Consider the following 12,721-nt stretch of genomic DNA (forward strand, 5'->3'; position numbering starts at 1 on the left):
CGGGGCCTGCCGTGTGCTGAGCACGATGTCTTCGGTGAGAGTTCGGGGGATTTGGAGTGATGGCTTCCGCATCGCGGACCCGGTCACGCACGCATTCGGCGCCCCGTCGGGCCGATGCTCCGCCGGACGCCGGTCGCACGGCGTCGGCTGCCCGAGCCACTGTCACACCGCAGCTGCGGGCGCGGCCGGCACGCGGTGGTTCCTCCGTTCTGCAGCGGTTGGTACTGCTCGAGTTGGCCGCCGCGCTGGCGGTGTGCGGCTGGCTCGTCGGGCCGGTGGCGATGGTGCCGTCGGTCGCCGTCGCCGTGGTGCTGGTGCTGCTGGCGGTGGTACGCCGACGTCGGCGCTCACTTCCCGAGTGGCTGGCCAGCCATCTTGCCCTGCGTGCCCGTCGGCGCGCTGCACCGCAGACTCCGGTGCCGCAGGACATCGACCCCAGCCTGGTCCCGGCGGTGGAGTGCGAACCGAACCTGCGCACGTACAGCTTCGTTCACCGGGACGAGCGCGATCGTCGGCCGGTCGGCATGGTGGGTGACGGCGGCTTCCTCACCGCCGTGCTCCAGGTGGAGGCCGACGCCGGGGCGCTGCGCGCCGAGCGCGGCCGCAGACCACTCCCGCTGGCCCTGGTTCGGGACGCGCTCGACGTGGACGGCATTCGTCTGGAGTCGGCGCAGATCGTGTTGCACACGCAGACCGCGCCCGCGCCCCATCTGCCGCGGCAGTCGGTGGTGGTGGCCAACTACGCGCAGTTGCAGTCCGAGATCGCTGCCCCCGCCGTCCGCATCATGTGGATCGCGTTGAAGCTCGATCCCGAACTGTGCCCCGACGCGGTGGCCGCGCGCGGCGGCGGACTGCCGGGCGCGCAGAAGTGCCTGGTGCGGTCGGCCGAGCACCTCTCCAGCCGGCTCACCGGTGCCGGTTTCCGGGTGAACCTGCTCACCGAGGAAGAGGTGTCGTCCGCCCTCGCCACCTCGATGTGCGCCAACCCGATGGTGACCGTCCAGTCGGGTCAGGGCGACACGCCCCGGCGGCGGACCGAGGAGTCGAGCCGCAGCTGGCGCTGTGACAACCGGCGGCACACCACGTACTGGGTGCGCCGCTGGCCGCAGTTGGGCGGTCAGGGTGTCGGTCTGCCCCAGTTGGTGGCCCAGTTGACCGCGGTGCCCGCGCTGGCGACCTCGTTCAGCCTCACCCTGGCGCCGAGCGGGCAACAGGACGTGGCGATCACCGGGCACGTGCGGGTGACCGGCCGCAGCAGCCAGGAGCTGGCCGACGTACGCCGGGGTCTGGAGAACCTCGCACGCCAGGCGCGGACCGGACTCGTGCGTCTGGACCGCGAACAGCTGCCCGGCCTGCTCGCCACCCTGCCCCTCGGAGGTGCCCGCTGATGGCTGCTACGCCGTCCACTGCTCCCATCCCCCCGGCGGCGGCCACCCCGGGGCAGCCGGTCGCGACGCTCCGGGAGCGTCTGCGGGCCGGGTTCGGACTCCTGGGCCCACGTCATCCGCGGCACACGCTCTCCATGGCGCAGGTCGACACGCTCGGTCTGCCCGTCGGGGACGACGGTGTCGTGGTGGGGGTCAACGGCGAGGGCCAGCCCGCCGTGCTCGGGGTGAACCGCCCGACGCCCTTCGACATCCTGCTGATCGGCGGACTCTGGACCACGCAGGTCCTGGCGCTGCGCGTGGCGGCGACCGGGGCCCGGGTGGCCGTGGAGACCGGACGCCCGGCGCACTGGGCACAGGTGGTGCAGGCGGTCGGCGGCGGTCAGTCCGGCATGACCGTGCACGAGGTGGGCCGGGTCCCTCCCCAGGGCGCGTCGGCGACGACTCCGGTCCTCGTCATCCGGGACTGCGGCATGCGTCCGCCCCGTGGACGGGTGGTTTCCGCGCCCTGGCAGTCCGTGCTGACGCTGCTGCCCTACCTGAGTCCCCTCGCCCCGCGGTTGATGCGTCAGGCGCGCCTGGTGGGCGTGCAGCGTGTCTCGCCGGACGAGTCGGTGGAGATCGGGCGAGTGACCGGCCTGCCCCGCTCCGAGTACGAGGCGTTGCCGACCCTCGCCGATGGGGTCACCCTGTGGTGTACGGAGCGGGACCGGCAGTACGTGATGACGCAGCCGACCGATGTGGAGACCGGGCTGCTGGGCACGGCGCGCCGGATGGACTGATCACCGGGTACCTCACCCCATCGGTCCGGGCGGTCCGTCAGGACTTCTCCGGTGCGCTGCCTTCGATGCCCAGTACGAGGTACATCCACTGCTTGGTCTTGGCATCGGTGGGGACTTGCGCGGACTTGACACCGAAGAAGAGGCGGCCGTTCTGGACGATGATGTCGTTGTGCTCCATCATCGTCATCAGTCGCGCCTCGTACGGCAGCCCGAAGTAGAGGTACGGCACCTCCTCGTCCGTGCTCGGTTCCAGGGCGACGAGCGAGTTCGGGGCGATGTTGTCCTCGCTCACCCGTAGGGCCAGGAACTGGTCACCGCTCATGCGTACCGGGTAGAGCAGTGCGCCCCGACCGGAGTCGAACTTCTTGGTGGTCTTCCCGGTGGCGAGGTCGAAGCCGATGATCCAGTTCCACGTCGGCACCTCGGGCTGGTCCTTGCTCCGGATGAAGACCTGGTCCTTGCCCACCGTGATGGTCGGACAGTCGTCGATCAGTAGATAGTCGGTGAGGAGGCACTCGGCGACGTAGGCGCCGTTGCGGAGACTGATGGTGGCGCGGTTGTGGCCCTGGTCGTCGAGGGAGATGAGGTCGGTGACCTCGCTGTCACCGGCGGACACGGCTACGACCGCCGGGTCGACGGATGGTACCTGAACGTCGCGGACGCCCTGGTCCAGGGAATACGTCCACAAGGCCTTGCCCGTGGCCGGGTCCAGCTTGCGCAGCTTGTACGTGATGGACCGCCAGACTCCCACGGAGAGCGGGTCCTCGCCGCTCACGCACTGTTCCCGGACGATCAGTCCGCGGCCGCCCGCGACGCCCATGTCCTGGCAGGGCGCGGTGGTTGTCGTGGACCAGCGGGTGTCACCGTTCTTCATGTCGTAGCCGAGGGTTCCACCGCCCCAGGTGACGGCCACCGTGCCGTGGGCGAGGGTCACGCCGGGGCGGTCCTTGTCGGTGCCCGTGGCGTCGGCCGACTCGGATCCGGCCTGGGAGACGGGGAATCGGGCTTCCCACACCAAGCGGCCGTCGTCGAGGTCGACGAAGGCGACCTGGTTGCACAGGGCTTCGTCCGTCCGGTCGTTCGCCCGGAAGAGGACGGCGGTGCGGTTGTCGCCGGTGACGTGGCGTGTGTAGCCGCAGATCGGGCCGTCGAGTGCGAGCCGCCACTTCTCGTCGCCCGGCGCGGCGTCGGTGCCGATGCTCATGCCGACGAGTGTCTTGTTGATGCCCTTGGCGAGGATGCGGTCCGTGGCCCACATCCCGGGCATCTCCACATGCTCCCCGGGCTTCATGTCGTCCACTGAGAACCGGAAGGCCATCTTGCCGTTGATGCTCGCGGGCGGTCTCTCGACCGTCTCGCGGACGTCGAGCGGTCCCTGTGCGACCGGATCCTGCGACTTGCCCGATGCATCGGAGCCTCCGACGCCGCGCCCCCACAGCAGCCAGCCGCCGGTGCCCAGCGTCCCGGCGAGGACCAGTGCGAGCAGCGCGATCAGCAGCTTCCGGGGGCCCTTCCGTCCTGTGCCGTTGCCGCTGCCGTGGGGGCCGTGCCGGCTCTCCGTGGGCACAACGGCGGTCGGTGGGCCTGAAGGCATGGACGGGGGCGGGCCGAAGCTCACTCGGGGCCTCTTCCTCTTTCTGGGAATTCCGGTGGTTCTGTCATGGAATTCGTGCGACGGGATGACGGAGATCGTCCCCAACTATGCCGGGCCCACGATCACTCGTCGGAACCGGGTGGTGACGGACATGGTCATCCTCCGTACGGGGGTGGGCAGATGAAGCGGCGCGAGGCATACGGGACGCCTGTGACGCGATGGGCGGGGCCTCGGAGGAGGGCGGGGGCTGCCGGGGCGGGGCTCGTGATGATTAGGCTGGTGTCGGGCGCGACACCAGAACCCGTCAGCGGGCGTCGGCGTCTCAGGGGGAGAACCGGTGGATCGGACGACCTCGGACAACTTCGAATGACGAGCAAGGGTCGCCCCAGCACGGCTTGAGGGTGCTCGACCACACCAGGAGGAACTGTGAGCAGCGACCGGGACGGGATCCGCGGGGGCTGGGCCACACCCGGCGATGACCAACCCGAAGCGGAGTCCTCCATCGAGACGACCGGCGAGTTCACCATCGACTACGCGCCGCCCGCCTGGTACACGCAGAATGCGTCCGGCGACAGCGGGCACGGGGAGGGTGAGAGTGAGGGGGCCGGGGCGGCTTCCGATTCGTCCGCTTCGTCCGCCGACACCTCCGGTTCGGCCGTCTCCTCCTCTCCGTCCGGTCCGGGCGTTCCGCCTGGGCCGTCCGTTCCGCCTGCTCCTCGCGGTCCCGTTCCGCCGTTGCCGGGGCTGACTCCGCCGCCGCACGCGACGCCCAACGGGGCTCCCTTCGCTCCGGCTCCCGCGCCGGGGGCGCCGTTCACGCCGCCACCGGCTCCCGCTCCGGGTACCGCGTTCACGCCGCCTCCGCCTCCGGGGCCCGGTGCGCCGTTCACGCCGCCGGCGCCGCCGAGCGGGGGGCCGGCCGGGGTGCCCAGGCTGCCGGTGGGGAGCGGGTTCGAGCCGCAGCCATCGGCTCCGCAACCGTCGGCGCCACAGCAGTCGGCGCCTGAGGGGCCCGAGCCCGGGCCGGAGGCCGACCCGGCGCCTGCCGCGGGGCTCGCGTCTCCCACCGCCCTGCCGGCGTTTCCGGCCGGCGGGTTCCAGCTCCAGGCCCCCGCTCCGCCGCCCCCGGCCGAGGAGCCCGCGGCGGTCACCGAGCCCGCGGCGGCCACTGAACCCGTGGCCGCCGCTGAACCCCAGTCCGGCATCGGGGATCTCGACAACGGCGATCTCGACAGCGGCGCCACCATGCGCTTCTCCTCGGTCGCCCTCAAGCGTGAGATCGCCGAACGGGCCGCCGCGGAGGAGGCCGCCGAGGCGGAGCCTGCCGCCGGTTCCGACGAGGCCGAGGACACTTCGGACGAGGTGTCCGTGCTTGCCGACGGGACCGCGGAGCCCGAGGGCGGCGTCGGTGGTTCGGAGTCCACCGGGCGGGACGACGCCGACCCCGACTCCCATCCCCACTCCGACTCCGACTCCGACTCCGACCCCACTGCCGACATGGCTTCCGACGACGCGTCCGACGCGGTCGCCAGTGCCGGGGACGGCGACGTGGAGGACGACCCCCGCCTCGGCGGGCCGGTCCAGGACGCCGAGCCGGAGCCGGCCGCCCCGGCCGTCGTACCCGACCCTGAGCCCGTGTCCGAGGACGCGCCGGGCGACGAGCCCGCGGACGCGGTGCCCGCCGATGCCGCCTCACCCGCCGACGCCGCGCCCCCCGCCGACAGCGCGCCCCAGGACGCCGTTCCGCAGGACGCCACGCCCCCGGCACCCGGCGGAATGCCGCCGTTGCCTCCGTCGTACCCGCCGGTCGCGCCCGCGCCGGCCCAGCAGTGGCCCGCACAGCCGCAGCCCGCTCCCGCCGCTCCCGCCGCCCCCGTTACTCCCGCTGCTCCCGAGCAGCCGGCGGTTCCGGCTCAGCAGCCTCCGTTCCAGCCGCAGGCCCCGCAGCCGGCGCCCGCCGGGTGGCACCAGCCGGCCGCCGCGCCGGTCCCGCCCGACCAGCCGGCCTCTCCGCCTGCCAGTCCGCCGGCCGGATACGGCTTCCCCCAGCCCGGTGTCCAGGCTCAGCAGCCCGCGCCTCCGGCTCAGCCGCACTCCCCCGCCCAGCCTGGCGGTTACGGCTTCCCGCAGGCGCCGCACGGGCCGTCGCCGCAGCAGCCGTACCCCGGCGTGCCGCAGCAGACCCACGCACAGCAGCCCCCGCAGGCACAGCAGATGCCACCTGCCCAGCCGGGTCAGGGCCCCCACGTGCCCCAGACGAACCCCCAGGCACCTCAGACGCCCCAGGCGCCCCAGGCAATGCCTCAGCCAGGGCAGCAGCCGGAGTACCAGCCCCAGCCGCACCAGCCGCAGGCACCGCAGCCGCAGCCGCATCAAGCACAGCAGCCCGCCGACCCCCGGCTCGGTGCCGCGTGGCCGCAGCCCATGCAGCACGACCAGCGGCAGGCCACCAACCCGGGGGCCGCGCCGCTCGGTTACACCGCGGCCGTGGAGCTGTCGTCCGACCGGCTGGTGAACAACAAGCGGCAGAAGGCGAAGAGCAGCCGCCCGGCGGCCGGCGGTTCGCGGTTCAAGCTGGGCGGGAAGAAGGAGGAGGCGGAGCGGCAGCGGAAGCTGGACCTGATCCGCACCCCGGTGCTGTCCTGCTACCGCATCGCCGTGATCAGCCTCAAGGGCGGTGTGGGCAAGACGACGACCACCACCGCGCTCGGTTCCACGCTCGCCACCGAGCGGCAGGACAAGATCCTCGCGATCGACGCCAACCCGGACGCCGGTACGCTCGGCCGCCGGGTGCGCCGGGAGACCGGGGCCACCATCCGTGACCTCGTCCAGGCGATCCCGCACCTCAACTCGTACATGGACATCCGGCGGTTCACCTCGCAGGCCTCGTCCGGGCTCGAGATCATCGCCAACGACGTCGACCCCGCCGTGTCCACGACCTTCAACGACGAGGACTACCGGCGCGCGATCGACGTGCTCGGCCAGCAGTATCCGATCATCCTCACCGACTCGGGCACCGGCCTGCTCTACAGCGCCATGCGTGGCGTGCTCGACCTCGCGGACCAGCTCATCATCATCTCGACGCCCTCCGTGGACGGCGCGAGCAGCGCCAGTACGACGCTGGACTGGCTGTCCGCGCACGGGTACGCCGACCTCGTCTCCCGTTCCATCACGGTCATCTCCGGAGTCCGTGAGACCGGCAAGATGATCAAGGTCGACGACATCGTCGGGCACTTCCAGACCCGGTGCCGGGGCGTCGTCGTGGTCCCGTTCGACGAGCACCTGTCCGCGGGCGCCGAGGTCGACCTCGACATGATGCGGCCGAAGGTGCGGGAGGCGTACTTCAACCTCTCGGCGATGGTCGCCGAGGACTTCGTCCGCCACCAGCAGTCGCACGGCCTGTGGACGTCCGACGGCAACCCGCCGCCGGTCGCCGCCCCGCCCATGCCGGGCCAGTCGACGCCCGGCCAGCCGTACCCGCCCCAGCCGCAGCCGGGACAACCGGTGCCGGGCCAGCCGTACCCGCCGCAGCCGGGACAGCCGTACCCGCCGCAGCCCGGGCCCGGAGCCGGACAGCAGCCGTATCCGCAGCCCGGCTACGGACAGCAGCAGCCCTACGCCCAGCCCGGGTACGGATACCCGCAGCAGGGACAGCCGGGACAACAGGGACAACAGGCGCACCCCGGGCAGCCGGGGCAGCCCGGGCAGGCGCCCCCTCCGCCGCCGCAGCAGTAGCTCCAGCCCCCTCCGAAGGCCCGCGCCGTTCCGACGGCGCGGGCCTTCTCGCGTGTGCGATCGGTAACGCCCGCCCCAGGCGTCACCCTCTCACCAGGCAGGCACCAGTGGTCTGCGCCAATGAGGGCCGCACGTGGGGCAACCAGCCGTTTCCGCAGGCCACATGGGGTTTGCCAGACCGTTGACGCGCGCAGAATGCCGCTGGTAGACACACTCCATTCCGCGTTCACCACCGTTCGAGCCCGCCCCACGCGAGGATGCCCGGCGTCTGCGCGTGCGATGACGCGAGGTCAGGTAGTCATGAACAGACACGATCAGCACGGCAGCGGACGTCCCTCCCACCGACGGTGGAGAACCCGCCTCCTCGCGGCAGCAGGCGCCGGCGCGCTGCTTCTCGCGTCGGGCGCGTTCGCCCCCTCGGTTTCGGCGAAGGAGGGCGACGGAGGTGACGGGGGCGACCAGGTGCTCACCGTCGCCGTGGCGCAGAGCGTGGACTCGCTCAGTCCCTTCCTGGCGGTCCGGCTGCTCAGCACGAGCATCCACCGGCTGACGTACGAGTACCTGACCAACTACGACCCCAAGGACAACCACGTCATACCCGGGCTCGCCACCGAGTGGAAGTCCTCGCCGGACAAGCTGACCTGGACGTACACGATCCGGTCGGACTCCAAGTGGTCGGACGGCGAGCAGGCGACCGCCGAGGACGCGGCGTGGACGTTCAACAAGATGATGACCGACCCGGGGGCCGCCACCGCCAACGGCAGCTTCGTCGGCAACTTCGCGAAGGTGACCGCGCCCAGCCCGACCCAGCTGGTGATCAGGTTGAAGAAGCCGCAGGCCACGATGACCGCGCTGGACGTGCCGATCGTGCCCCAGCACGTCTGGGAGAAGGTCGACGACTTCTCGAAGTTCAACAACGACAAGGACTTCCCCGTCGTCGGCAACGGGCCGTTCGTGCTCACCGACTACAAGCCGGACAGTTATGTGCGGCTGAAGGCCAACAAGGACTTCTGGCGCGGCGCACCGAAGTTCGACGAGCTGGTCTTCCGGTACTACAAGGACCAGGACGCCGCCGTCGCCGCCCTGCGCAAGGGAGAGGTGTCGTTCGTCGCCGGTTCGCCGTCGCTGACGCCGGCCCAGGCGGACTCGCTCAAGGACGAGGAGGACATCCACGTCAACGACGCCCCCGGCCGCCGCTTCTACGCCCTCGCCACCAATCCGGGCGCGCGGGCGAAGGACGGGACGAGGTTCGGTGACGGCGATCCGTCGCTGCTGGACCAGCGGGTGCGCAACGCGCTGTTCATGGCGGTGGACCGCAAGGCGATCGTCGACAAGGTCTTCCAGGGGCACGCGGTCGAGGGGGCGGGTTACATTCCGCCGCGCTTCTCCTCGTACTTCTTCGAGCCGTCGGCCGACCAGAAGTTGGCTTACGACCCGGAGGCGGCCGCCGAGCTGCTCGACGAGGCGGGCTACCGGACGAACGCCGACGGCAAGCGCCTCGGCAAGGACGGCAAGCCGCTGAACTACCGCGTCCTGTGCCACGCCACCGACCCGAACGACAAGGCGGTCGGGAAGTACCTCCAGGAGTGGTGGGGCGAGCTGGGCATCTCCATCACCCTCGACTGTCTGGACAACGTGACCGACCCGTGGCTGGCCGGCGAGTACGACCTCGCCTTCGACGGCTGGTCCGTCAACCCGGACCCGGACTTCGTGCTCTCCATCCACACCTGCGACGCGCTCCCGGCGACGCCGAAGGATACCGGCGCCACCGACAACTTCATCTGCGACGAGAAGTACGACGAGCTGTACGCGCAGCAGTTGGGCGAGTACGACGCCGGCAGGCGCGCGGAGATCGTCAAGCGGATGGAGTCCCGGCTGTACGACACCGGGTACATGAACGTCATGGCGTACCCGAACGCCGTCGAGGCCTACCGCACGGACCAGATCGAGTCGATCACGACGATGCCGTCCGACGCGGGCAACATCTACGGGCAGGACGGCTACTGGAGCTGGTGGTCGGCGGTGCCCGCCGACTCCGGTGGCTCCGGCGGCAGTTCGTCGTCGACCGGGACCGTGGTCGGGATCGCCGCGGGCGTCGTCGTCCTCGTCGGTCTCGGCGTGTTCTTCGCCGTCCGCCGCCGGGCGTCGGCCGACGACCGTGAGTAGCGCCACCGGCTCCGCCGTCGAGAAGCAGGCTTCCGCGGCGGCAGCCACGACGCCGCGGGGGCGTACCCGCAGCGCGTACCCGCTGTACGTGGCGGGCAAGTTGGCGGGCGCGGTCGTCTCCCTGTTCGCCGTCCTCGTCACCAGTTTCTTCCTCTTCCGGCTGATCCCCGGCGACCCGGTGAAGTTCATGACCGGTGGCCGTCCGGTCTCGGCCGAGCAGCTCGCCGTGTACAAGGAGGAGTTCGGGCTCGACCTGCCGCTGTGGGAGCAGTTCACGGACTACTGCGTCAAGGCGCTGACGGGGGACCTCGGGACGTCGTACCAGTTCCACGCACCCGTCGTCGACAAGATCACCGAGGCCCTGCCGAACACGCTGCTGCTGACCGGTACGGCCTTCGTGCTGTACACCGCGCTGGGTGCCTTCCTGGGCACCCGCTCGGCGTGGCGGCACGGGGGGCCCGGCGACCGGCTCAACACCGGTCTGGCGCTGACGCTCTACTCCATCCCGTCCTTCTGGCTGGGGCTGCTGCTCATCATCGTGCTGTCGGTCGGGGTGGATCCGATCCCGGGGCTGTTCCCGACCGGGGGGATGGAGTCGGGCCGTGAGGAGGGCCTCGCCCATGTGCTCGACGTGGCGCACCATCTGGTGCTGCCGGTGGTGACGCTGGTCGCCGTGGAGTACGGGCAGACGCTGCTGGTGACCCGGTCGGCGCTGCTGGACGAGATGGGCAGCGACTATCTGACGACCGCGCGGGCCAAGGGGCTCAGGGACGACCTGGTCCGGCGCCGGCACGCGGTGCCCAACGCGCTGCTGCCGACCGTGACGCTGGTCTTCGTCAATCTGGGGCGGACCGTGGCGGGGGTCATCCTCGTGGAGACGGTCTTCTCCTGGCCGGGTCTCGGCGGGCTGTTCTACCAGGCGCTGAGTGTGCCCGATCTCCCGTTGGTGCAGGGGTTGTTCTTCGTCTTCGCCGCCGCGGTGATCCTGATGAACACGCTGGCCGACCTGTTGTATCCGATGCTCGATCCGAGGGTGGGCCGATGAGCGCCGAGACCACCGAGCCGCCGGTGAAGCCGGGTGAACCAGGTGAACCGGGTGCGCGTGCCCTCGCCCGGCGGCGGCGACGTGCCTCCGTCGTCCGTTTCTGGAGGGAGTACCGGCGGCACCGTGCGGGGGTGTTCGGGCTGGCGGCGCTGGTGCTGTTCGTGCTCGTGGCGCTGACCGCGCCGCTGACCGTCGGGTCGGACGTCGACAGCGTGACCGACGCTCCGGGGAAGCCGCTGGAGAGCCCGAGCGGGCGGTTCCCGCTGGGCACCGACCAGTTCGGGCGGAGCCTGCTGGGGCTGCTGGTGTGGGGCTCGCGGGTCTCGCTCCTGGTCGGGCTGCTCGCGGCGGCGCTGTCAGTGCTGATCGGCGCGCTCATCGGGATCACGGCCGGGCACTTCCGGGGCTGGTACGCCACGGTGATGATGCGGATCACGGACTGGTTCCTGGTGATGCCGACGCTGGTGCTCGCGATCGTGCTGGCTACGGTGCTGTCCCGGTCGCTCGGCACGATCGTGCTGGCGATCGGCGTGACCACCTGGCCGACCACGGCGCGTCTGGTGCGGGCGCAGACGCTGGCGGTGGAGTCCCGGCCGTACATCGAGCGGGCGAAGGCGCTCGGGGGCGGGCACTGGCACATCATGTCGCGGCACGTGCTGCCCAACGTCATGCCGCTGATCCTCGCGCAGACGACCCTGATCATCTCCTCCGCGATCCTGGCCGAGGCGACGCTGGCCTTCCTCGGGCTCGGGGATCCGATGGTGGTGTCCTGGGGCGGGCTGCTTCAGGACGCGCGGGAGGCGGGGTCGGTGAGTTCCGGCGACTGGTGGTACCTGGTGCCGCCGGGCATCGGGATCGCCGCCGTGGCGCTGGCGTTCACGCTGTGCGGGCGTGCGGTGGAGGCCGTTCTCAATCCCAGGCTGGGGGTGTCCCGTTGAGTCTGCTCGAGGTCCGGGACCTGAAGGTGACGTATCCCGGCGGTGCGGCCGCGGTGCGCGGGGTCGACCTGTCCCTGGAGGCGGGCGGGAAGCTCGGCATCGCGGGCGAGTCCGGCTGCGGCAAGTCCACGCTGGCACTGGCGCTGCTGCGGCTGCTGCCGCCGGGTGCGCGGGTGGGCGGGGAGATCCTGCTGGACGGCGAGGACGTCCTCACCATGAAGTGGGGCCGGCTGCGGGCGGTCCGGTGGGCGGGGGCGTCGATCGTCTTCCAGGGCGCGATGCACTCCCTGAACGCCGTCCACCGCGTCGGCGACCAGATCGCCGAGCCGATCCTGTTGCACCGCAGGGCCACGTCGGCCGGGGCGCGCACGAGGACCCGTGAGCTGCTGGAGCAGGTGGGGCTGCCGGCCGCGCGGGCGAGTGCCTACCCGCACGAGCTGTCCGGCGGCCAGCGGCAGCGGGTGATGATCGCGATGGCGCTGGCCTGCGACCCCCGTCTGATCGTCGCCGACGAGCCGACCACGGCGCTGGACGTGATGATCCAGGCGCAGATCCTGCGGCTGATCGAGGGCCTGGTGGGCGCGCAGGACGTCGGCCTGGTCATGATCAGCCACGATCTCGCCGTGCTGGCCGACACCTGCGACCGGCTCGCGGTGATGTACGCGGGCCGCGTGGTCGAGGAGGGCCCGGCCCGGCAGGTCTACGACGACGCGCGGCATCCCTACGGCCGGGCCCTGTCGGGGGCGTTCCCCAGGATCGGGGACCCGGCCTCGCGGTTCGCGCCTCGCGGGCTGCCGGGCGATCCGCCCGACCCGGCGGCCGTGCCGTCCGGGTGTGCCTTCCATCCGAGGTGCCCGGTCGCGCTGGACCTCTGTGCCACCGAGGACCCGGCGCTGCGGGAGGCGGGCCCGCGGCGCCGGGCGGCGTGCGTGCACGTGGGGCCGGACGGCAGGGGAACGTCGGGCGGCGGCGAGGCCGCCGGCGACGGCGGGAGGACCGCCGGGCGCGGGACTGCCGCTGCCGAACGCGGCGTACCCGACGAGAACACGTCCGCCGGTGACGGCAGAACGCCTCCC

At 71.7% G+C, this 12,721-nt stretch carries 7 protein-coding genes and 2 pseudogenes; 8 read left to right on the forward strand and 1 reads right to left on the reverse strand.

Translation table 11 applies throughout. The features are described 5' to 3' along the window. The first annotated feature begins 59 nt into the window (after positions 1-59). Positions 60-1,388 (forward strand): type VII secretion protein EccE, encoded by a 1,329-nt coding sequence (gene eccE / locus OHA99_RS09705; protein ID WP_194279901.1) that lies wholly within the window; start codon positions 60-62, stop codon positions 1,386-1,388. Continuing rightward, positions 1,388-2,167, forward strand: a complete 780-nt coding sequence (locus OHA99_RS09710) for a hypothetical protein (protein WP_381501934.1) — start codon at positions 1,388-1,390, stop codon at positions 2,165-2,167. Before eccE ends, OHA99_RS09710 begins: the two co-directional genes overlap by 1 nt. A 37-nt stretch (positions 2,168-2,204) precedes the next feature. Here OHA99_RS09710 and OHA99_RS09715 read toward each other — a convergent pair whose 3' ends face one another. After that, positions 2,205-3,734 carry a PQQ-binding-like beta-propeller repeat protein gene (locus OHA99_RS09715; protein ID WP_228126095.1) on the reverse strand — a complete coding sequence of 510 codons (1,530 nt, stop codon included), beginning with the start codon at positions 3,732-3,734 and terminating at the stop codon, positions 2,205-2,207. Positions 3,735-4,187: 453 nt separating this feature from the next. Here OHA99_RS09715 and OHA99_RS09720 point away from each other — a divergent pair. The 6 genes and pseudogenes from OHA99_RS09720 to OHA99_RS09745 all read left to right on the forward strand — a co-directional run. Beyond that, a pseudogene (locus tag OHA99_RS09720) lies at positions 4,188-4,316 on the forward strand (SCO5717 family growth-regulating ATPase); the annotation flags it as partial. Positions 4,317-4,937: 621 nt separating this feature from the next. Then, entirely contained in the window at positions 4,938-7,496 is a 2,559-nt protein-coding gene (locus tag OHA99_RS09725; protein ID WP_405698929.1) for an AAA family ATPase, read from the forward strand. 300 nt (positions 7,497-7,796) lie between these two features. Further along, positions 7,797-9,662, forward strand: coding sequence for an ABC transporter substrate-binding protein (locus OHA99_RS09730; RefSeq protein ID WP_405695357.1), 1,866 nt, complete (start codon positions 7,797-7,799; stop codon positions 9,660-9,662). After that, entirely contained in the window at positions 9,655-10,707 is a 1,053-nt protein-coding gene (locus OHA99_RS09735; protein ID WP_405695361.1) for an ABC transporter permease, read from the forward strand. The genes OHA99_RS09730 and OHA99_RS09735 overlap by 8 nt, the downstream gene beginning before the upstream one ends. Then, the gene (locus tag OHA99_RS09740; protein WP_153177686.1) at positions 10,704-11,645 is read left to right on the forward strand and encodes an ABC transporter permease; all 942 of its coding nucleotides are present in this window, start codon (positions 10,704-10,706) and stop codon (positions 11,643-11,645) included. The genes OHA99_RS09735 and OHA99_RS09740 overlap by 4 nt, the downstream gene beginning before the upstream one ends. After that, positions 11,642-12,703 (forward strand): annotated as a pseudogene (locus OHA99_RS09745) (ABC transporter ATP-binding protein); the annotation flags it as partial. The gene OHA99_RS09740 and the pseudogene OHA99_RS09745, both read left to right, overlap by 4 nt. Positions 12,704-12,721: the final 18 nt, after the last annotated feature.

The organism is Streptomyces coelicoflavus (genome assembly GCF_045041415.1).
GTDB lineage: Bacteria > Actinomycetota > Actinomycetes > Streptomycetales > Streptomycetaceae > Streptomyces > Streptomyces coelicoflavus.